The sequence below is a fragment of the Kitasatospora sp. NPDC038210 genome (assembly GCF_055600605.1).
In genome coordinates this window covers 33,048-51,590 of sequence record NZ_JBVJYK010000006.1, presented here as the reverse complement: position 1 = coordinate 51,590, position 18,543 = coordinate 33,048, and the positions used below count along the sequence as shown (strand labels likewise).

Below are 18,543 nucleotides of genomic sequence, written 5' to 3'. Positions count from 1 at the left end.
CGCCGTCCGGAAGATCCCGGACGGCGGCGGGCCGCCGGAGCCGCCCAACTGTGTTTGCCTACATCATCCGCAGGATCTTCGCGGCGGTGCTACTGCTGCTGGTCGTCAGCGCGGTCACCTTCGCGATCTTCTTCCTGCTCCCGCGCGTCGCCGGCGAGACGGCCGACCAACTGGCCGCCCAGTACATCGGGAAGAACCCCTCACCCGAGGCGATCGCCGCGGTCAAGCAGAACCTCGGCCTCGACCAGCCGCTGTACACCCAGTACTGGAACTTCCTCAAGGGGCTGGTCAGCGGCGCCGAGTACAAGTTCGGGCCGGAACCGGCCACCTGCCACGTGCCCTGCTTCGGCTACTCCTTCAAGAACCACCTGGAGGTCTGGCCCGAGCTGTCCAAGCGGATCCCGGTCACCATCTCGCTCGCCATCGGCGCGGCCGTGCTCTGGCTGGTCTCCGGCGTCGCCACCGGCGTCGTCTCCGCCCTCAAGCCGCGGTCGATCTTCGACCGGCTCTCCATGGGCGTCGCCCTCGCAGGCGTCTCGCTGCCGGTCTTCTTCACCGGCGCGCTGCTGCTCACGCTGTTCAGCTACGAGTGGCCGATCCTGGACAACCTGCAGTACGTCGACTTCACCGACAACCCGCTGATGTGGGCCCGCAACCTGATCCTCCCCTGGATCTCGCTGGCCTTCCTCTACTCCGCGCTCTACGCCCGGCTCACCCGCGCCGGAATGCTGGAGACGATGAGCGAGGACTACATCCGCACCGCCCGGGCCAAGGGCCTGGCCGAGCGCAAGGTCGTCACCCGGCACGGGCTGCGCGCCGCGCTCACCCCGATCGTCACCATCTTCGGCATGGACCTCGGGCTGCTGCTCGGCGGCGCACTGATCACCGAGCAGGTCTTCTCGCTCCAGGGCGTCGGCCAGTTCGCCGTCCAGGCGATCTCCGACAACGACCTGCCCAAGATCCTCGGCGTCACCCTGCTCGCCGCTTTCTTCATCGTCGTCTGCAACCTCGTGGTCGACCTCCTGTACGCCCTCGTCGACCCCCGGGTGAGGCTCTCGTGACCGAGCTCCAGAAGACCACGGAAGCCGCCGCTCCCGCTCCCGCACCGTCCGGCGACCCGTTCCTGTCCGTGCGGGACCTGCGGATCCACTTCGACACCGACGACGGCCTGGTCCGCTCGGTGGACGGCGTCAGCTTCGACCTGCACAAGGGACGCACCCTCGGCATCGTCGGCGAGTCCGGCTCCGGCAAGTCCGTCACCTCGCTGGGCATCATGGGCCTGCACCGCTCCAAGCGGGCCCGCATCAGCGGCGAGATCCGGCTGAACGGCGAGGACCTGATCGCGGCCGGCCCGGACCGGGTGCGCCAACTGCGCGGCCGCGAACTGGCGATGATCTTCCAGGACCCGCTGACCGCGATGCACCCCTACTACACGGTGGGGCAGCAGATCGTCGAGGCCTACCGGGTGCACCACCCCGAGGCCAACAAGAAGAAGGCCCGGGCCCGCGCGATCGAGATGCTCGACCGCGTCGGCATCCCGCAGCCCGACCGCCGGGTGGACGACTACCCGCACCAGTTCTCCGGCGGCATGCGCCAGCGCGCGATGATCGCCATGGCGCTGGTCAACGACCCCTCCCTGCTGATCGCCGACGAGCCCACCACCGCCCTGGACGTCACCGTCCAGGCGCAGATCCTGGACCTCATCCGCGACCTCCAGGAGGAGTTCGGCTCCGCCGTCATCATCATCACCCACGACCTCGGGGTGGTCGCCGAACTGGCCGACGACATCCTGGTCATGTACGGCGGCAAGTGCATCGAGCGCGGCCCGGCCGAGACCCTCTTCGACGCGCCCGAACACCCCTACACCTGGGGCCTGCTGGGCTCGATGCCGCGCCTGGACCGGGAACTGCAGGACCGGCTCGTCCCGGTCAAGGGCACCCCGCCCAGCCTGATCAACGTGCCGACGGGCTGCGCCTTCCACCCGCGCTGCCCGTACGCCGCCCTGACCGACGGGCGCTCCACGAGCGACCTCCCGGTGCTGGCCGAGGCGGCGCCCGGGCACTTCGCGGCCTGTCACCTGCCGGCCGACGAGCGGCACCGCATCTTCGCCGAAGAGATCGCGCCCCGGCTGTGAGCCCGGCCTCGTACCACCTTTCTGGAGAGAACCGATGACGGACACCCAGGCGAGCCAGGCGGCGGCGATCCCGTCGCCGGCACCTGCCTCCGACCGCGAGCCGCTGCTGAAGGTGACCGGCCTGGCCCGGCACTTCCCGATCCGCAGCGGGCTGCTGCGGCGCCAGACCGGCGCGGTGCGGGCCGTCGACGGCATCGACTTCACCGTCAACGCCGGCGAGACGCTCGGTGTCGTCGGCGAGTCCGGCTGCGGCAAGTCGACCATGGGCCGACTGGTCACCAGGCTCGACGAACCTACCGGCGGGAAGATCGAGTTCGAGGGCACCGACATCACCCACCTGAGCGTCGGGGCGATGCGACCGCTGCGCCGCGACATCCAGATGATCTTCCAGGACCCGTACTCCTCGCTGAACCCGCGGCACACCGTCGGCACCATCGTCGGCGCGCCGTTCAAGCTGCAGGACGCGGTGCCGGCGGGCGGGCTCAAGAAGGCCGTCCAGGAACTGCTGGAGCTGTGCGGCCTCAGCCCCGAGCACTACAACCGCTACCCGCACGAGTTCTCCGGCGGCCAGCGCCAGCGCATCGGCATCGCCCGGGCGCTCGCGCTGAAGCCGAAGATGATCGTCGCGGACGAGCCGGTCTCGGCCCTGGACGTCTCCATCCAGGCGCAGGTGGTCAACCTGCTGGACGACCTCCAGCAGGAGCTCGGCCTGACCTACCTGATCATCGCGCACGACCTCTCGGTGGTCCGGCACGTCTCGGACCGGGTGGCGGTGATGTACCTCGGCAAGGTCGTGGAGATCGCCGACCGGGACTCGCTCTACCGCACCCCGATGCACCCGTACACCAACGCGCTGATGTCCGCGGTGCCGGTCCCCGACCCGCGCCGCCGCCAGCGCGCCGGGCGCGAGCGGATCCTGCTCACCGGCGACGTCCCCTCCCCGATCAACCCGCCCAGCGGGTGCCGCTTCCGCACCCGCTGCTGGAAGGCCCAGGAGATCTGCGCCACCCAGGAGCCGCCGCTGACGGCGCTGAAGACCGGGCACCAGGTGGCGTGCCACTTCCCCGAGCACAGCGAGGGGAGCGACCGGCGCAGCCCGGAGGACGCCCCGGGGGAGAAGCCGGTCGCATCCGCTCCCTGACACCAGGCGGAGGGGAGGATTCCGGACAAGTCATAGTTGTGTGGTGACCTCGCAGATCTTCCCCTCCGACGTGCAGCAGTCGCTGGACCTCGTCGGCATCTTCGTCTTCGCCCTCTCCGGGGGCCTGCTCGCCGTCCGCAAGAACATGGACATCTTCGGGATCTGTGTGCTGGCCGAGGTCACGGCCCTCGGCGGCGGGGTGATGCGCGACCTGGTGATCGGGGCGACCCCGGTCGCCGCGTTCACCAACCTCGGTTACTTCGTGACCCCGCTCGTCGCCGCGCTGGTGGTGTTCTTCCTGCACCCCGAGGTCGAGCGGATCAACCGTGCCGTGCAGACCCTGGACGCCCTCGGGCTCGGACTGTTCTGCGTCACCGGCACCGCCAAGGCGCACGACTTCGGGCTCGGCGCGGTCGCGTCGATCGCGCTCGGCATGGTCACCGCGGCCGGCGGCGGCGTGATCCGCGACGTCCTCGCGGGGGAGATCCCCTCGCTGCTCCGCTGGGACCGGGAGATCTACGCCGTTCCGGCCCTGGTGGGCGCCGCCCTGGTCGCGGTGCTGATCGGCGCGGACCGGCTCACCGGCGTGACCGGCACCGCCGCCGCGCTCACCGCCTTCGGCCTGCGGATGCTCGCCCTGAAGTACGGCTGGCGTGCCCCGCGGGCTTGGCACCGCAACGGTTCTCGCACCAGCGAGGAGTAGGCGAACCGCCGTACGCGAGCGAGATCGCCTCGGCCGTGCACAGCAGTTCCGGCACCATCCGGGCGAGTTCGGCCGCGGGCACCTCGGCGGCCGGGGCGCTCAGCGCGCAGGCCGCGACCGTCCGCCCGCCGCTGCCCGCGACCGGCGCGGCCACGCAGGTCACCGGCTCCCGGTGCTCGGCCGACTCCGCCGCCCAGCCCCGGCGGCGCACCGCCGCCAGCTCGGGCTCCTCGGGCGCGCCGTCCGCCGGCAGCCCGGCCAGCAGCACCCGGCCCACCGCCGTGCCCGTCACCGGGGCCCGCCGTCCGATCCGGGACGGCCCGGCGGCCGCCGGACCGGCCACCTCGTCCAGGTACAGCACCTCGCCGTCGTGCAGCACGGCGAGCCGGACGGTGAACCCGCAGCGGGCGTTGAGCTCGGCCAGGTACGGCGCGGCCACCTGCCGGACGTCGAAGTCCTCCAGCGCCCGGTGGGCCAGCGACAGCACCCGGCCGCCGAGCCGGTAGCGCAGGTCCGGCTGGCGCCGGGCGAAGCCGTGCTCCTCCAGGGTGCGCAGCAGCCGCAGCGCGGTGGACTTGTGCACCCCGAGGCTGGTCGCGGCCTGGTCGAGGGAGAGCGGTGCCTCGCCGAGCGCGCCGAGCAGGGTCAGCGCGCGGTCGACCGACTGCGTCATGGCGCCCCCCGTGGTTCCGGCTGAGAAGTGGCGTCAGGCTAACCGCTGGGTGGTGCAGTGGTACAAACCAGTGCCGGACACGGTCGTCCGGCAGTGGTGCAGACCACTGTCCGGGCTCGGACCGTGCGCGCCGCGCCGGATCGTACGCGCGATGGCCGGATCGATGCGCAGCACTGGATCACCGTGAGGCGGCGCCCTCTACAATCGGATGGTTATGCCATACCTGGACCATGCGGCGACCACGCCGATGCTGCCCGAGGCGATCGCCGCGATGACGGCGCACCTGGGGGTGGTCGGCAACGCCTCGGCCCTGCACGCGGCCGGCCGCCGGGCCCGCCGGGTGGTCGAGGAGTCCCGCGAGTCGCTGGCCGAGTCGCTCGGCGCCAGGCCGAGTGAGATCGTCTTCACCGGCGGCGGCACCGAGTCCGACAACCTGGCGGTCAAGGGCCTGTACTGGGCCCGCCGGGACGCCGACCCGGCCCGCACCCGGGTGCTGAGCAGCCCCGTCGAGCACCACGCGGTGCTGGACGCGGTGCACTGGCTCTCCGAGCACGAGGGCGCGTCCGTCGAGTACCTGCCGGTGGACGCGTACGGCCGGGTGCACCCGGAGGCGCTGCGCGCCGCGATCGAGCGGGATCCCGCGTCGGTGGCGCTGGTCACCGTGATGTGGGCCAACAACGAGGTCGGCACCGTCCAGCCGGTGCGCGAACTCGCCGCCGTCGCGGCCGAGTACGGCATCCCGATGCACGCCGACGCGGTGCAGGCGCTCGGTCAGCTCCCGGTCTCCTTCGCCGAGTCGGGGCTCACCGCGCTCACCGTCACCGGGCACAAGATCGGCGGCCCGTTCGGCATCGGCGCGCTGCTGCTCTCCCGCGGCGCCAAGCCCGTACCGCTGCTGCACGGCGGCGGCCAGGAACGCGACGTCCGCTCCGGCACCCTGGACGCCCCCGGCGCCGCCGGCTTCGCGGCCGCCGCGGCGTGGGCCGTCGCGCACCGGGAGGAGCAGGCGGTGCTGCTCGGCGGGCTCCGGGACTCACTGGTCTCGGCGGTGCTGGACGCAGTGCCGGACGCCATCCTCAACGGCGACCCCGCGGGGGCGGGCCGGCTGCCCGCCAACGCGCACTTCTCCTTCCCCGGCTGCGAGGGCGACGCGCTGCTGATGCTGCTCGACGCGGCCGGCATCGAGTGCTCGACGGGTTCCGCGTGCACGGCCGGCGTGCCGCAGCCCAGCCACGTCCTGCTCGCCATGGGCGTCGACCCGCTGCTGGCGCGCGCGTCGTTGCGGTTCTCGCTCGGGCACACCTCGGTACCGGAGGACGTCACGGCGCTCGCCGGGGCCATCGGGCCGGTCGTCCAGCGGGCGCGCAACGCCGGGCTGGCGTCGGTGCGGCGGTAGGAATTCCCGGGGCGGGCATGTTCGGCGGCCACGTACTCTTGTAGTCACCATGACTGACTTCCCGGGTGCCCCGACCACTCCGTCCACCGGCCGTCTGCGCGTGCTCGCGGCGATGTCCGGCGGAGTCGACTCCGCCGTCGCCGCCGCCCGCGCCGTCGAAGCGGGGCACGAGGTGACCGGCGTCCACCTGGCGCTGTCCGCCAACCCGCAGTCCTTCCGGACCGGGGCCCGCGGCTGCTGCACCATCGAGGACTCCCGGGACGCCTGGCGGGCCGCCGACGTGATCGGCATCCCCTTCTACGTGTGGGACCTCGCCGAGCGCTTCCGCGAGGACGTCATCGACGACTTCGTCGCCGAGTACGCCGCCGGGCGCACGCCCAACCCGTGCCTGCGCTGCAACGAGAAGATCAAGTTCGCCGCGCTGCTGGACAAGGCGATCGCGCTCGGCTTCGACGCCGTCTGCACCGGCCACTACGCCCGCATCGTCGACCTGCCGGACGGCTCGCGCGAGCTGCACCGGGCGGTGGACGGCGCCAAGGACCAGTCCTACGTGCTCGGCGTGCTCGACGCGGACCAGCTCGCCCACTCGCTCTTCCCGCTCGGCGACACCACCAAGGACGCCATCCGCGAGGAGGCCGAGCGCCGGGGCCTCGCGGTGGCGAAGAAGCCCGACAGCCACGACATCTGCTTCATCGCGGACGGCGACACCCAGGGCTTCCTGGCCAAGCACCTCGGCACCGCGACCGGCGACATCCTCGACGTCGACGGCACCAAGCTCGGCGAGCACGACGGCGCGTACGGCTTCACCATCGGCCAGCGCAAGGGCCTGCGGATCGGCCGCCCGGCGGCGGACGGCAAGCCGCGGTACGTGCTGGACATCTCGCCGGTGAACAACACCGTGACGGTCGGCCCGGTCGAGGGCCTGGACGTCACCGGGCTCACGGCGATCCGCCCCCGCTGGTGCGGCACCGAGCCGCTGGCGGACGGGCGTTACACCGCCCAGCTGCGCGCCCACGGCGAGGAGGTGCCGGTCTCCGCCTCGGTGGTCGACGGTGAGCTGCGGGTCCGGCTGGACACCCCGGTGCGGGGGATCGCCCCCGGCCAGGCGGTGGTGCTGTACGACGGCACCCGCGTCGTCGGCTCCGCGACCATCGCCACCACCGAGCGCCCGGCCGTCAGCGCCTGAAACGCCAGCGCCTGAAACGGACTCGGCGGCGTCATCCACGGGGATGACGCCGCTGAATCCTCCGGATGACCACGGCCGGAGAATGCATCAATCGGGCTGATCCGGGGGGCCCGGCCGCGAACCTAGTCTCGCGGTCATGAACCGATCCCGCCGCATCGCGGCCCTCGCGGCCCTCCTCCTCGCCCTGCCCCTCCCGATGGCCGGGGCCGCCATGGCATCGCCGTCGCCGTCGCCGTCCGCTGCCGCCCCCGGCGCGGTGACCCCGGCCGCCTTCCACGGTGAACTGCCGCGCCCCACCGGGCCGTACGCGGTCGGCGAGGAGGTGCTGCACCTGACCGACCAGGGCCGCACCGACCCCTGGGTGCCCTCGGCCGGCCCTCGGCAGGTGGCGGTGTCGATGTTCTACCCCGCCCGGGAGGGCACCGGCGTCCCCGCTCCCTACATGACCCTCGGCGAGGCCCAGGGCTTCGTGGCGACGCGGGTCCCGCCGGGCACCGGAGTCCAGCCACAGGACCTCGCGGACACCGTGACCCACGCCTCCACCGGGGCGAAGGCCGCCGGCGGGAAGTACCCGCTGGTCGTTCTCTCCCCGGGCTTCGAGAACCCCCGCGCCACGCTGACCGGCCTGGCCACCGGCCTGGCCTCCCACGGTTACATCGTGGCCCTTATCGGCCACACCTACGAAGACTCCGGCGAGACGCTCGCCGACGGCACCACCCCGGGCTGCACGCTCTGCGAGACCGGGGCACCGGACACGCTCCCCGACAGCCGGGCGAAGGACGTGTCGTTCGTCCTGGACCGGCTGACCGGACACCTCCCGGCCTGGCGCCTGTCCCACCTGATCGACCACGACCGCATCGGCATGGCCGGACACTCCATCGGTGGCGCCTCGACGCTGAACGCGATGGCCGAGGACAAGCGGATCCGGGCCGGGGTGAACATGGACGGAACGTTCTTCCCGCCGGTTCCGGCCGACGCGCTGCAGGGCCGCTCGTTCCTCCTGCTCGGCAAGCAGAGCAACCACGCGGCCGGCGGCGAGGACACGTCCTGGGACGAGGCCTGGGAGGGCTGGAAGGGCTACAAGCCCTGGCTCGCCGTCGCGGGCACCAACCACGCGAGCTTCACAGACGTCCCGATCCTCGCCGCCGAGATCGGCCTGCCGCTCCCCCCGGGGACGACCACCTCGCCGGAGCGCGGCATGCAGCTGACCCGGGAGTACGTCGGAGCCTTCTTCGACCGGACGTTGAAGGGTCTCCACCCGGCCCTGCTCGACGGCCCGTCGGCGGCGAACCCGGAGGTGCTGTTCCAGCATCCGTGAGCGGTGGCCGGGCGGTACGCGGGGCCCGGCCGTCCGGTGCGGACAGCCGGGCCCGTTCAGCGTTGTGGGACGGGGTGGTCGGGGGAGTCCAGCCAGACGTACTGGCCGTCAGGGGTGACGGTCAGACCGAACCGGTCATGGCCGGGGCGGCCCTGGCCGGACCACCACTGGTACGCGGCGGCGGCCTCGTCCCACAGCCTGCGGGGGCCGGACTGGTACACCTCGTACTCCGTGCGGTCCCGCTCGTAGTCGACGGAGGCCCACGACAGGGTGTCGCGGCTGTAGAGCCAGAGCGTGTACGCGCCGTCGTCGTAGCGCTCCGCCCGCCAGAACGCGGCGGGTACCGCGGCGCCGATGACGAACTGCTCCAGCCAGCCTCCGGTGTCGGGCGGGGCCAGCGAGGTGGTGCTCCTCACCCCGTCTGCAGGCCACTCCCTTCCGTGGAGGTAGGCCTCGAAGAGCGGCCGGTCCGTGCGCTGTTGTCGCAGCCTCATGAACGCGGAGCCCCGGGTGAGCCGCCCGCTCGCGCTGGTGCCGTCGTCATCGACCGTGAGGCGGACGATGTGCTCGCCGCCATACTCGGTGCCGAAGGGGGCGACGATGATCCCGCCGGGAGAGATCTGCTCCAGCCATGCGGGAGGGATTTCGAGGAGGGAACACGTGGCGATGATCCGGTCGTACGGAGATTCCGGCGCCCATCCGGATCTGCCGTCGCCCTCGACCACAGTCGGCTTCAGGCTTGCCCGGCGCAGGTTCTCCCGGGCACCCAGAGCAACGTCCGGGTCGTACTCGACGGTCACCACATTGCGGTTGCCCAGGCGGTGGGCCAGCAGGCCGGCGTTCCAGCCTGTGCCGGTACCGATCTCCAGGACCCGATCTCCCGGGCGGACGTCCAGGTCCTGGAGCATCGAGAACACCATCGTCGGCATGGAGTTGGACGAACTCGGCGTTGTGCCTAGTCCGTCTCCTTCGTGGTCTCCGTCGTCCCACTGGGTGGTCAGCGGGATGTCCGAATAGACCACCCTGCGCCACGCCTCGGGTTCGCGGGAGCGGTGCACCACGGGGTTCTGCCGGGTGCCGTCCGCGATGCCCGGCCAGATGCGATCCGGGACGAACAGCTCTCGGGGCACCGCGATCGAGGCGGGGAGCCAGTCCGAGGAGAGCGCGCCGCCGGCCACCAGCGCGGAGGCGAGCCCCAGGGGCCCCGCCTCCTCGTGCGTCTCGCCGGTCACTCGCCGCCACCCGCCGGGGACGAACCGTCCGAGGTGTTTCCGCCCTCGTCCGAACCGCCGCCGCCGTGTCCGGCGCCCTTGCTGCTGTCGTCCTGCTGCCCGCCGCCCTTGCCGTCGCCCGAGCCGCCGCCGTGCTTGCCCATGTGTGTACCTCCGTGCTGGTGTTCGGCCCAACGAGCGGGTGCTTGCCGGGTGTTGGCCATCTCGCGCATGTGTGAGACGGCAGCTCCCCGAGGGTGCGTGACCGCCCTTGGGGATGCCCCTGCTGGGGCATGGGGAGCGCTCGATCAGCGCGCGGGCGTCGAGAGGTCGGCGTGCACGACCTTGCCGAGCGGGCGGGGGCTGACGCCCCAACGACCGTTGGTGAGCCGGTGGATCATCGCCAGGCCGCGGCCGGACGTGGCGTCGGGCCCGGCCTGGATCATCACCGGCATCGCGCGGGAGCCGTCACCGACGAGGATGCGGACGATGCGGTCACTCGGCCGACGCACGGCGACGATCATGCGCGCCTGGCAGCCGGTCTTGACGGCGTTGGTGGTCAACTCGCTGATGATCAGGGAGGCGTCGCCCACCAGGTCGTCCAGCCCCCACTCCCGCAGCTTCGCCGCGACGAAGCGGCGAGCGGCACCCACCGACTCGGCCTGGTACGGCAGACGGACGGTCGCCGGCTCGGAGGGCGATCGGAGCTCCGTGTCCTCGTCGGGTCGGACCACGACGCCGTCTCCTCCGGTGGCCGGGACGAGGGCCATCGATACGGCTTCGCGTCTGAGCTGTAGCTCCAGACGCTTCTGCTTTGCAGGCACGGCAACTCCACATGTTGCTCGGCGCATTCAGCGCCTCACTCGGTGTAGCCATGGTGGCGCTCCTTCCCCTACGATCGCTACGTCTCAACCTTCACTGTTCTGCTGGGTCACAGAGGGGCAGCGGTCGTGGAGTTGAAGGAATATGACGCATCGTCATCACCGGCAATCCGCTTCGGACAGGAGATCCGCAGGTTGCGGCGGGCGAGGGGCTGGTCGCAGGCCTATCTCGGCAAGCTGATGGGCTACTCGCACGGCTTGGTCTCGTACATCGAACGAGCGAAGAAGCCCGTCACCCTTAAGTTCGCGGTGAAAGCCGATGAGGTGTTCGAAACCGGCGGTACCTTCCAGGAGTTGTGGCGGATGTACTCCCGCGCCTCCCTGCTGGAGGGGTTCCCCGAGTATGCGCTCCACGAGACCCGGGCGATCGAGGTCCGCCACTTCGAACTCGGCATCTTGCCGGGCCTGCTCCAGACGCCGGACTACGCCGAGGCGTTCGCCTCGGCGGCCGTCCGGCGCGGCAGCATCACCGAGAAGCAGGTGCTGGAACGCCTGGACTTCCTCATCACCCGCCAGCGCCTGCTGGACCGACAGCCGGCCCCTCGTCTCCACTTTGTCCTGGACGAAGGGGCGTTGCGACGGGCCGTCGGAGGATCAGGCGTCATGGCGCGGCAGTTGGAGCATCTCGAAGCGCTCGCCGCCCGCCCGAACATCACGATCCAGGTGGCCCCCTTCTCGCTCGCTGAGGAGTTGCCGTTCACCATGATGGTCACGTTGCTGACAATGACGGATCGAACACTGCTGGCATACTCGGAGTGCCAGCTGCGCGGCTTCCTCGCACGGGACAACGCGACTGCCAGGGCCTGGGAGCGGGACTACCACCAGCTCCAGGTGGAAGCGCTGTCGAAGGCCGCGTCACTGGAGATGATCCGCAGTTCGCAAGGCGTGAGAGGAACATCATGATCCCCCCTGTAGACCTGTCCGGCGCCGCGTGGTTCAAGTCCAGTCACAGCAACAACGGTGGGTCTTGTGTCGAGGTGGCCCCGAACTACCCCGGCCTGGCCCCCGTCCGTGACTCCAAGGACCCGCAGGGCCCTGCCCTCGTCTTCCCGGCCGACGCCTGGACGTCGTTCGTCACCGCTGTCCAGCTCGGCGAGTTCGGCGAGATCTGAGCCTGGAGAGAGCCGGGAGAGAGCCCGGAGAGGCCCCTGCCCGACTCGGGCAGGGGCCCCTTCTCGGCAGTCTGATGTCCGGTAGGGCTCGGCAGCTTGCCGAGGTGGCAGAGGTCATGGCGTGCAGGGGGCGCAGCGCTCAGCGTGACGACGTGGCCGGACCGGCCGGCCCGAGTCAGGCTGCCGAGGAGCGTCCGTCCGCAGGTGCCTGGTCGGGCTCGGGGGCGCGGTGCGGGGTGAACACGAACGCCGAGGTGGCGCCGTCCAAGTCGATGGTCAGCGATGCAGCCAGGGACTTGGCCAGGCGGGTGAGCAGTGGCAGGGTCGGTGCGGCGTCGCCGCCCTCGATGTTGGAGATCTGTGGCTGGGTCATGCCTGCGCGCCGTGCCAACTCGGCCTAAGAAAAGCCGAGTTCAGCGCGGCGGTCGTATACGGCTTGACCCAGCGCGAACGCGTATCCGGCTTCCAGGTAGGCCGGGGACTCCTCGACCGGCTCTCCGAGGAGTCTCTTGGTCCGGCGGGTCTTCCACTGCGAGTGGTTCACGGGCTTCCTCCTTGATCCGGTCATAGCTGTGCTCGGCAGGACCGTACGGAAGCTGAGATTAGCGGTCGGCGCGGCTACAGCGGCGGGTTGTCGTCGGCGGTGAACGGGGCGCCGTGGCCGGGGACGATCACGTCCGCCGCCGCGAGCACCCGGCGGCGGGAGGCCCGCAGGACCTCGCGGTCGGGGGCGACCGGGTCGTCGGCCGGGCCGTTCCGGTGCCACCACAGGTCGCCGGCGAAGGCGACGACGCCCGCGTCCGTCCCCGCCAGCAGGGTGATGTCCTCGTGGCTGTGGCCGGGGGTGCGGATGAGGCGCAGGGAGGGGGTGAGTTCGTAGCCCTCGGCGTCGCGGTTGGTCCAGTGGTGCCCCTGGTACTCGACCTTGTGGTCGTGGACCCGGGCCTTCCCGAACAGGCCGACGTTCATGGTGTTGTCCGGGTGGTGGTGGCTGAGCACGACATCGGTGATGTCGTCGGGGCCGAGCCCCAACTCGGCGAGCGGGGCGAGGATGTCGTCGTGGGCGGCGACCATGCCCGGATCGAAGATCACGTGCCGTTCCGCGTCCGCGACGTAGGAGACGGTGGCGGCGACCCCGGGGCCGGTGGAGCCGACGTAGCCGGTGGTCAGGACCTGGTACTTGGCGCTGCGGCCGAGCGGTGCGTCGTTCATGCCCCGATCCTTTCGGACGGGCCGGCCCCCGACGAGTGGCACGGATGCCACTGATCGCAGGAAATGTGCCATCATCCGCGGATGGCTTCCACGGCTCCCTTCACGACCGTCGCTGCGTACGTCCCGCCCGGCGTCGGCATGCTGGCCGTCGGCATCGTCGCCGAGGTGTTCGGCCCGCACGGGGAAGCGGCGCCGGGCTTCGACTTCGCCCTCTGCGCGGACCGGACAGGAAGCGTCCCGACCGACCTGGGCGTGCCGATCGCCGTCGAGCACGGCCTGGACCGGCTGGCCGCCGCCGATCTCGTGCTCGCCCTGCCCGGCGCCGGATTCCGTACGCCGCCCCCGCCCGCCGTGCTCGACGCGCTGTCGGCCGCGCACGAGCGCGGTGCGCTGGTCGCCGCCCACTGCGTCGGCACGTTCGCGCTCGCCGCCGCCGGCCTGCTCGCCGGCCGCCGGGCCACCACGCACTGGCGGTTCGCCGGGTTGCTGGCCCGCACCTACCCGGACGTCACCGTCGAACCCGACGCGCTCTACCTCGACGAGGGGCGGATCACCACGGGAGCGGGAGCCGCCGCCGGCTTCGACCTGTGCCTGCACCTGATCAGGCGGGAGCACGGAACCGCCCTGGCCAACCACATCGCCCGGGACATGGTGCTGCCTTCCCACCGCGACGGCGGGCAGGCCCAGTACCTGGCCGTGCCCGTCCCCGAGGACGGCCAGGACGAGCGCCTCGCCGAGGTGCTGGCCTGGGCCCGCGAGCACCTCCACGAGCCGCTGCCGGTCGCGGAGTTGGCGCAGCGGGCGATGATGAGCAAGCGCTCCTTCCTCCGCCGCTTCGCCGCGGCCACCGGCACCACACCGCACGCCTGGCTGCGGGACCTGCGGCTGAGCGGCGCCGAGGAACTCCTGGAGACGACCGACCTGCCGGTCGAGGAGATCGCGCGCCGGGTCGGCTACGGCAGTGCGGCCGTCCTGCGCGAACAGTTCGTCCGCCGCCGGGGAGTCCCGCCCCGCTCCTACCGCCGGGCGTTCACGCGCGTGCCGAATCCGGCGGGCACGATGGAGTCGGGGAGGGATGAGGTGCGTTCAGTCCCTGGCCGCCTACGCTGAGGAGGCGCAGCGGCCGGCGCGGCCCGAGGCACACCCTCCGGAGAGGACGGCATGACCTTCTACGAGCAGCACCGCGACTTCATCGAGGAGCTGGAGCGCATTGCCCCGGAAGGCGTCCGGATCGAATGGTCCGGAGACACGCTGATCATGCAGGCGTCGCCGTCCAACATCCATCAGCTCAATGTGGCTCAGGTGCGTCGGCAGTTCGAGCAGCACGCCCCCGACGGCTACCTCCCCAGCGAACGGAGTGAGATCGTCAGCCCGGACGTCTCCAAGGGGCGGGAGCCGGACCTGACGTACCTGCCCCTGGACGTCCTCTCCGAGCCGGGCAACAAGGCCCCTGCCGCAGAAGCCCTGATCGCCGTCGAGATCGTCTCGCCGTCCAACCCGGGCAACGACTGGATGGACAAGCTGCACGACTACGCCGCCATGCGCATCCCGCTCTACCTGATCGTCGACCCGCGCCGGCAGACGGTGACACTGTTCTCCGAGCCGAACCACGACCGGTACCACACCCGCAGCGACCGGGAGTTCGGCGACGCGATCGCCATTCCGGAGCCGTTCGGCTTCACGCTGAGCCTGTCGAAGCTCGTTCCGTACAAGGACTGACGGGCGCTACTGCACCTCGCGGTACCAGCGCCGGTGCACCAGCGGCTCGACGCACAGGACCGCCGCACCCGCGACCGCGCCGACCAGCAGCGCGGGCGCCCCACCACCGTTGACCACGGCGGCGAGGCAGGCCGCTGCCACGGCGACCGGCCGCAGCAGCGTCAGCGGGCCGAGGCCGATGACCATCGCCAGGGTGCCGGCGCGGAACGGCAGGGTGAAGTAGGCCGCCAGCGACAGCAGGACCGCCACCGCGTAGACGGCCAGCGGGAGTAGGTAGCCGAGAGCGCCGGCGGTCAGGTCGGCGTACGTCCGCTCCCGGTCGGCGGCCGTCACCAGCAGGAGGCCGGCCACCACCGCCGGGGCGGTCAGCAGGACGGTCCCGACCGCGAACCCCCGCCGGGCGGCCCGGAGGTTGCCCCAGTGCTTGCGGATGCGGGCGTCGCGTCCGGCGTAGGCGCGGAAGCCGCTGAAGGCCGAGTCGACCAGGCCCAGCAGCAGGAGGGCGGCGGCGAGCGTCATCGGGCGGCCCCGACCAGGTGCTCGGTCCCGACCAGCCGTCGGGCGCGCCGTCCGAGGGCCTGCCGCAGCGGCTCCTCCAGCTGCGGGCGCACCCCGATCACCGGCCGCAGCGTGGTGCAGAACGGGTTGGACAGCCCGCGCGGCTCGTACACCAGCGCCCGCATGCCGGGTGCCGCCGCCGCCCGCAGCAGCACCTCGTCGGGGTGCGCCCGCATCGCGGAGACGACGCCGTCGTGGCGGCCGAGGGGGTGGCGCATCCGGGCGCGGTGGAAGACCCAGGCGCCGATGGGCGCCAGGCCGGTCGCGGCGATGTCGAAGTGGCAGAAGGCGAGCGCGGGCGACGCCGCCTGGGCCCGGAAGAACTCCCCGAGGGCGTCCGCGCCGAAGTGGTGGAGCACCCCGGTGGAGACGTAGACCGTTGCGGCTTCCGGCAGTTCGAAGGCGTTGCCGTGGACGAAGCGGCAGTCGAGCCCCTCCGCGCGGGCGAGCCGGTCGGCCTCGCCGACGAGCGCGGCGTTGAGGTCGACGCCGACGAGCTCGACGTCGGGGCCGAGGGCGCCGGTCGCGGCGAGCCAGCGGACCAGGTAGCCGAGGCCGCAGCCGATGTCGACCAGGCGGTACGGCCCGGGGCCGCCGCCACCGGCCCGGATCGCGGTGAACAGCGGGCCGAGCAGGTGGACGAGGCGGTCGCCGATGCGCAGTTCCTCGCTGAGCCGCTGGAGTTCGGTGTGCACGCCGACGAGCAGCCGGTCCACGGCGTCGGGGTCGAGCACGCCGTCGCGGTCGGCGGGCAGCCCGGCGACGATCCGGGCGGCGCGTTCGTCCCCGCCCTCCCGCAGCTGCCGGACGACCTCGTCGCGGGAGACCGGGAGCCGACGGCCGTCGCGCAGGTCCACGGACGTGATCAGGTCGGATATCTCAAGCTGGCGCACGCGCAGCACCCTAGGGGTTGCCGGCTCGTGCCGGCGCCGGCGGCCGGGCGTAATGCCGGTGAGCTCCGGCGGCGGGGCGTGATAGACCAGTGCGCACTATGAATATCTGCGTCTTCTGCTCCGCGTACTCGCTCGACGACCGCTACGCCGCCCCCGCCGCCGAGTTCGCGCGGCTCCTGGGGGAGGGCGGGCACACCCTGGTGTGGGGCGGCTCGAACGCCGGGCTGATGGGCCTGCTCGCCGACGGGGTGAAGGCGGCCGGCGGCACGCTGGTCGGCATCATGGTCGAGATGCTGCAGCACAAGGGCTACGTCGGCGCCGACGAGCTGGTCATGACCGCGGACCTGGCCGAGCGGAAGGCGGAGCTGGCGGCCCGCGCGGACGCGATCGTGGTGCTCGTCGGCGGCCTCGGCACGTTGGACGAGGTCACCGAGGTGCTGGAGCTCAAGAAGCACGGGATGTTCGACAAGCCGGTCGTCGTCCTGGACACCGAGGGCTTCTACACGGGCCTGCGGACCCAGCTGGAGCGGATGGACACCGAGGGCTTCCTGCCCCGGCCGCTCACCGAGCTGATCACCTTCGCCGACACGCCCGCCGAGGTGTTTGCGCAGCTCAAGGCCTGAGAGGATCGGACCCATGGCTGCACATCTGATCACCGGCGCCGGCTCCGGCATCGGCGCCGTCCTCGCCGGGAAGCTCGCCGAGCGCGGCGACGACCTCTGGCTGCTGGCCCGCGACGCCCGCCGGGCCGCGGAGCTGCGGGAGCGCTTCCCCGGCGCCCGCACCCTCGTCGGGGACCTCGGCGATCCGGCCAAGCTGTCCTGGGCCTTCGGGCACCAGCAGCTGCCCGTCACCCTCGACTCCCTGCTGCACGTGGCGGGCGTGGTCGAGCTGGGCACGGTCGGTGAACTGCCGGTCAAGGCGTGGCAGGAGACGCTGAACGTCAACCTGGTCGCCCCCGCCGAGCTGACCCGCCTCCTGCTGCCCTCGCTCCGGCTCGCCAAGGGCCACGTGGTCTTCGTCAACTCCGGCGCCGGCCTCAACGCCCACGCCGAGTGGTCGGCGTACGCGGCGAGCAAGCACGGCCTGAAGGCGCTCGCCGACTCGCTGCGCCAGGAGGAGCACGCGGGCGGCGTCCGGGTCACCTCGGTCTACCCCGGCCGTACGGCGACCGCGATGCAGGTCAAGGTGCACCAGCAGGAGGGCAAGGAGTACGACGCCGCCCGCTGGATCGAGCCCGAGTCCGTCGCCAAGGCGGTGCTGGCCGCGCTGGACGCCTCCCGGGACGCGGAGATCACCGACATCAGCGTCCGCCCGGGGCACTGAGGAACGCCCGGGGGCGCCGGGGCCCACCGGAACGAGGTCCCGGCGCCGCGCACTAGGCTCGGTGGGGTGAGCACCGATCACCCCTTCCCCGACCTGCGCGGCGCCGCCACCGGCGTCGGCTCGCTGCCCGGCACCGACGCCCGGGAGGCCGCCAAGACCTCCACCGGGGCGCTGGAGCACCTGCCGTTCCTGCCCGAGCTGCCCGCGCGCGGCCCGGGCGCCGACATGATCGGCCGCGGCGCCGGCTTCCTGGTCGAGCTGTTCGCGCAGACCGAGCCCAGCGGCTGGCGGTTCACCGACCGTCCGGGCCGGGACACCCGGCGCGCCCACTCCTGGCTCGGCGAGGACCTGGACGCCCTGGAGGAGTTCACCCAGGGGTACGAGGGCGCGCTCAAGGTGCAGGCCGTCGGCCCGTGGACGCTGGCGGCGAGCATCGAGCTGAAGCACGGCGAGAAGGCGCTCGCCGACCACGGCGCCTGCCGGGACATCGCCGGTTCGCTCACCGAGGGCCTGCGCCGCCACCTCGCCGACGTCCGCAGGCGGATCCCGGGCGCGGAGGTCGTGCTCCAGCTCGACGAGCCCTCGCTGCCCGCCGTGCTGGCCGGGGCGGTGCGGACCGCCAGCGGTTTCCAGCGGCTGCGCGCCGTCGACCGGCAGGTCGCCGAGGAGGTGCTGCGCGAGACGATCCGCGGTCTGGACGCGCCGGTCGTCGTGCACAGCTGCGCGCCGGACGTCCCGGTCCCGTTGCTGCGCCGCGCCGGAGCCGCCGGGATCTCCCTCGACTTCTCCCTCCTCACCGAGCGCTCGGACGACGACCTGGGCGAGGCGGTGGAGGCGGGCACGACGATCCTCGCTGGTGTCGTCCCCTCCACTGACCAGGCGGTGTCGGACCCGGCCGGTAGTGTCCAGGGTGTCAGGACCTTGTGGCGCAGGCTCGGGTTCGCCCCGGAGCTGCTGGGCCGCCGCGTGCTGGTGACGCCGACCTGCGGGCTGGCCGGGGCCTCCCCGGCGTACGCGCGCAGGGCGCTGTCCCAGAGCGTACGGGCGGCGCAGAGCCTGGTGGACAACCCGGAATGAGAA

21 protein-coding genes and 1 pseudogene are annotated in these 18,543 nt (G+C 72.2%); 14 read left to right on the top strand and 8 right to left on the bottom strand.

Annotation, left to right across the window (positions count from 1 at the left end; genetic code table 11):
• Positions 1-50: 50 nt before the first annotated feature.
• The 4 genes from ACZ7KX_RS14365 to ACZ7KX_RS14350 are packed head-to-tail and all read left to right on the top strand — an operon-like array spanning position 51 to position 3,978.
• Positions 51-1,061, top strand: coding sequence for an ABC transporter permease (locus ACZ7KX_RS14365; RefSeq protein ID WP_470326726.1), 1,011 nt, complete (start codon positions 51-53; stop codon positions 1,059-1,061).
• Complete coding sequence (locus ACZ7KX_RS14360) at positions 1,058-2,134, top strand: ABC transporter ATP-binding protein (RefSeq protein ID WP_470326725.1); 1,077 nt, start codon at positions 1,058-1,060, stop codon at positions 2,132-2,134. The genes ACZ7KX_RS14365 and ACZ7KX_RS14360 overlap by 4 nt, the downstream gene beginning before the upstream one ends.
• Before the next feature lie 34 nt (positions 2,135-2,168).
• Positions 2,169-3,275 (top strand): ABC transporter ATP-binding protein, encoded by a 1,107-nt coding sequence (locus tag ACZ7KX_RS14355; RefSeq protein WP_470326724.1) that lies wholly within the window; start codon positions 2,169-2,171, stop codon positions 3,273-3,275.
• Between the two features lie 43 nt (positions 3,276-3,318).
• Positions 3,319-3,978: a trimeric intracellular cation channel family protein gene (locus tag ACZ7KX_RS14350; protein WP_396552025.1), complete on the top strand. Its 660-nt coding sequence runs from the start codon at positions 3,319-3,321 to the stop codon at positions 3,976-3,978.
• Here the strand turns inward: ACZ7KX_RS14350 and ACZ7KX_RS14345 are convergent.
• Positions 3,884-4,651, bottom strand: coding sequence for an IclR family transcriptional regulator (locus ACZ7KX_RS14345; protein WP_470326723.1), 768 nt, complete (start codon positions 4,649-4,651; stop codon positions 3,884-3,886). The two genes, ACZ7KX_RS14350 and ACZ7KX_RS14345, sit on opposite strands and share 95 nt — an antisense overlap.
• A 214-nt stretch (positions 4,652-4,865) precedes the next feature.
• Between ACZ7KX_RS14345 and ACZ7KX_RS14340 the strand changes: the two genes are divergently transcribed.
• The 3 genes from ACZ7KX_RS14340 to ACZ7KX_RS14330 all read left to right on the top strand — a co-directional run bounded on the left by ACZ7KX_RS14340 (position 4,866) and on the right by ACZ7KX_RS14330 (position 8,551).
• Positions 4,866-6,047, top strand: coding sequence for a cysteine desulfurase family protein (locus tag ACZ7KX_RS14340; RefSeq protein ID WP_470326722.1), 1,182 nt, complete (start codon positions 4,866-4,868; stop codon positions 6,045-6,047).
• A gap of 49 nt (positions 6,048-6,096) precedes the next feature.
• A complete protein-coding gene (gene mnmA / locus ACZ7KX_RS14335) occupies positions 6,097-7,233 on the top strand; it encodes a tRNA 2-thiouridine(34) synthase MnmA (protein WP_470326721.1) in 1,137 nt (378 codons plus the stop codon).
• 136 nt (positions 7,234-7,369) lie between these two features.
• Positions 7,370-8,551, top strand: a complete 1,182-nt coding sequence (locus ACZ7KX_RS14330) for an alpha/beta hydrolase family protein (protein WP_470326720.1) — start codon at positions 7,370-7,372, stop codon at positions 8,549-8,551.
• 56 nt (positions 8,552-8,607) lie between these two features.
• Here ACZ7KX_RS14330 and ACZ7KX_RS14325 read toward each other — a convergent pair whose 3' ends face one another.
• The 3 genes from ACZ7KX_RS14325 to ACZ7KX_RS14315 form a co-directional block, all read right to left on the bottom strand.
• Positions 8,608-9,783 (bottom strand): methyltransferase domain-containing protein, encoded by a 1,176-nt coding sequence (locus ACZ7KX_RS14325; RefSeq protein ID WP_470326719.1) that lies wholly within the window; start codon positions 9,781-9,783, stop codon positions 8,608-8,610.
• The gene (locus ACZ7KX_RS14320) at positions 9,780-9,926 is read right to left on the bottom strand and encodes a hypothetical protein (protein ID WP_470326718.1); all 147 of its coding nucleotides are present in this window, start codon (positions 9,924-9,926) and stop codon (positions 9,780-9,782) included. The genes ACZ7KX_RS14325 and ACZ7KX_RS14320 overlap by 4 nt, the downstream gene beginning before the upstream one ends.
• A 144-nt stretch (positions 9,927-10,070) precedes the next feature.
• Positions 10,071-10,496 carry an ATP-binding protein gene (locus tag ACZ7KX_RS14315; RefSeq protein WP_470326717.1) on the bottom strand — a complete coding sequence of 142 codons (426 nt, stop codon included), beginning with the start codon at positions 10,494-10,496 and terminating at the stop codon, positions 10,071-10,073.
• 216 nt (positions 10,497-10,712) lie between these two features.
• Between ACZ7KX_RS14315 and ACZ7KX_RS14310 the strand changes: the two genes are divergently transcribed.
• Positions 10,713-11,546, top strand: a complete 834-nt coding sequence (locus tag ACZ7KX_RS14310; protein ID WP_470326716.1) for a helix-turn-helix domain-containing protein — start codon at positions 10,713-10,715, stop codon at positions 11,544-11,546.
• Positions 11,543-11,755: a DUF397 domain-containing protein gene (locus ACZ7KX_RS14305; protein WP_470326715.1), complete on the top strand. Its 213-nt coding sequence runs from the start codon at positions 11,543-11,545 to the stop codon at positions 11,753-11,755. The genes ACZ7KX_RS14310 and ACZ7KX_RS14305 overlap by 4 nt, the downstream gene beginning before the upstream one ends.
• 175 nt (positions 11,756-11,930) lie before the next feature.
• On the opposite strand, the pseudogene ACZ7KX_RS14300 reads toward ACZ7KX_RS14305, so the two are convergent.
• Positions 11,931-12,299, bottom strand: a pseudogene (locus tag ACZ7KX_RS14300) (helix-turn-helix domain-containing protein).
• 74 nt (positions 12,300-12,373) lie between these two features.
• Positions 12,374-12,967 carry an MBL fold metallo-hydrolase gene (locus tag ACZ7KX_RS14295; protein ID WP_470326714.1) on the bottom strand — a complete coding sequence of 198 codons (594 nt, stop codon included), beginning with the start codon at positions 12,965-12,967 and terminating at the stop codon, positions 12,374-12,376.
• An 81-nt stretch (positions 12,968-13,048) separates the two neighbouring features.
• Here ACZ7KX_RS14295 and ACZ7KX_RS14290 point away from each other — a divergent pair, with 81 nt between their 5' ends.
• Positions 13,049-14,077 (top strand): GlxA family transcriptional regulator, encoded by a 1,029-nt coding sequence (locus ACZ7KX_RS14290; protein WP_470326713.1) that lies wholly within the window; start codon positions 13,049-13,051, stop codon positions 14,075-14,077.
• Between the two features lie 51 nt (positions 14,078-14,128).
• Positions 14,129-14,686: a Uma2 family endonuclease gene (locus tag ACZ7KX_RS14285; protein WP_470326712.1), complete on the top strand. Its 558-nt coding sequence runs from the start codon at positions 14,129-14,131 to the stop codon at positions 14,684-14,686.
• 6 nt (positions 14,687-14,692) lie between these two features.
• Here ACZ7KX_RS14285 and ACZ7KX_RS14280 read toward each other — a convergent pair whose 3' ends face one another.
• Both ACZ7KX_RS14280 and ACZ7KX_RS14275 read right to left on the bottom strand, forming a co-directional pair.
• Positions 14,693-15,205 carry a hypothetical protein gene (locus ACZ7KX_RS14280; protein WP_470326711.1) on the bottom strand — a complete coding sequence of 171 codons (513 nt, stop codon included), beginning with the start codon at positions 15,203-15,205 and terminating at the stop codon, positions 14,693-14,695.
• A complete protein-coding gene (locus tag ACZ7KX_RS14275) occupies positions 15,202-16,137 on the bottom strand; it encodes a class I SAM-dependent methyltransferase (RefSeq protein WP_470326710.1) in 936 nt (311 codons plus the stop codon). The genes ACZ7KX_RS14280 and ACZ7KX_RS14275 overlap by 4 nt, the downstream gene beginning before the upstream one ends.
• Before the next feature lie 98 nt (positions 16,138-16,235).
• On the opposite strand from ACZ7KX_RS14275, the gene ACZ7KX_RS14270 reads away from it, so the two are divergent.
• The 3 genes from ACZ7KX_RS14270 (at position 16,236) to ACZ7KX_RS14260 (ending at position 18,540) form a co-directional block, all read left to right on the top strand.
• Positions 16,236-16,760 (top strand): LOG family protein, encoded by a 525-nt coding sequence (locus ACZ7KX_RS14270; RefSeq protein ID WP_470326709.1) that lies wholly within the window; start codon positions 16,236-16,238, stop codon positions 16,758-16,760.
• A gap of 13 nt (positions 16,761-16,773) precedes the next feature.
• A complete protein-coding gene (locus ACZ7KX_RS14265; protein ID WP_470326708.1) occupies positions 16,774-17,463 on the top strand; it encodes an SDR family oxidoreductase in 690 nt (229 codons plus the stop codon).
• Positions 17,464-17,529: 66 nt separating this feature from the next.
• The gene (locus ACZ7KX_RS14260; protein ID WP_470326707.1) at positions 17,530-18,540 is read left to right on the top strand and encodes a methionine synthase; all 1,011 of its coding nucleotides are present in this window, start codon (positions 17,530-17,532) and stop codon (positions 18,538-18,540) included.
• Positions 18,541-18,543: the final 3 nt, after the last annotated feature.

Bases quoted from the DNA above. Each gene is read 5' to 3' on its own strand.
- ACZ7KX_RS14355 (WP_470326724.1), top strand. From the start codon at position 2,169: ATGACGGACACCCAGGCGAGCCAGGCGGCGGCGATCCCGTCGCCGGCA.
- ACZ7KX_RS14345 (WP_470326723.1), bottom strand. From the start codon at position 4,651: ATGACGCAGTCGGTCGACCGCGCGCTGACCCTGCTCGGCGCGCTCGGC.
- ACZ7KX_RS14340 (WP_470326722.1), top strand. From the start codon at position 4,866: ATGCCATACCTGGACCATGCGGCGACCACGCCGATGCTGCCCGAGGCG.
- mnmA (WP_470326721.1), top strand. From the start codon at position 6,097: ATGACTGACTTCCCGGGTGCCCCGACCACTCCGTCCACCGGCCGTCTG.
- ACZ7KX_RS14330 (WP_470326720.1), top strand. From the start codon at position 7,370: ATGAACCGATCCCGCCGCATCGCGGCCCTCGCGGCCCTCCTCCTCGCC.
- ACZ7KX_RS14320 (WP_470326718.1), bottom strand. From the start codon at position 9,926: ATGGGCAAGCACGGCGGCGGCTCGGGCGACGGCAAGGGCGGCGGGCAG.
- ACZ7KX_RS14305 (WP_470326715.1), top strand. From the start codon at position 11,543: ATGATCCCCCCTGTAGACCTGTCCGGCGCCGCGTGGTTCAAGTCCAGT.
- ACZ7KX_RS14295 (WP_470326714.1), bottom strand. From the start codon at position 12,967: ATGAACGACGCACCGCTCGGCCGCAGCGCCAAGTACCAGGTCCTGACC.
- ACZ7KX_RS14290 (WP_470326713.1), top strand. From the start codon at position 13,049: ATGGCTTCCACGGCTCCCTTCACGACCGTCGCTGCGTACGTCCCGCCC.
- ACZ7KX_RS14285 (WP_470326712.1), top strand. From the start codon at position 14,129: ATGACCTTCTACGAGCAGCACCGCGACTTCATCGAGGAGCTGGAGCGC.
- ACZ7KX_RS14280 (WP_470326711.1), bottom strand. From the start codon at position 15,205: ATGACGCTCGCCGCCGCCCTCCTGCTGCTGGGCCTGGTCGACTCGGCC.
- ACZ7KX_RS14270 (WP_470326709.1), top strand. From the start codon at position 16,236: ATGAATATCTGCGTCTTCTGCTCCGCGTACTCGCTCGACGACCGCTAC.
- ACZ7KX_RS14265 (WP_470326708.1), top strand. From the start codon at position 16,774: ATGGCTGCACATCTGATCACCGGCGCCGGCTCCGGCATCGGCGCCGTC.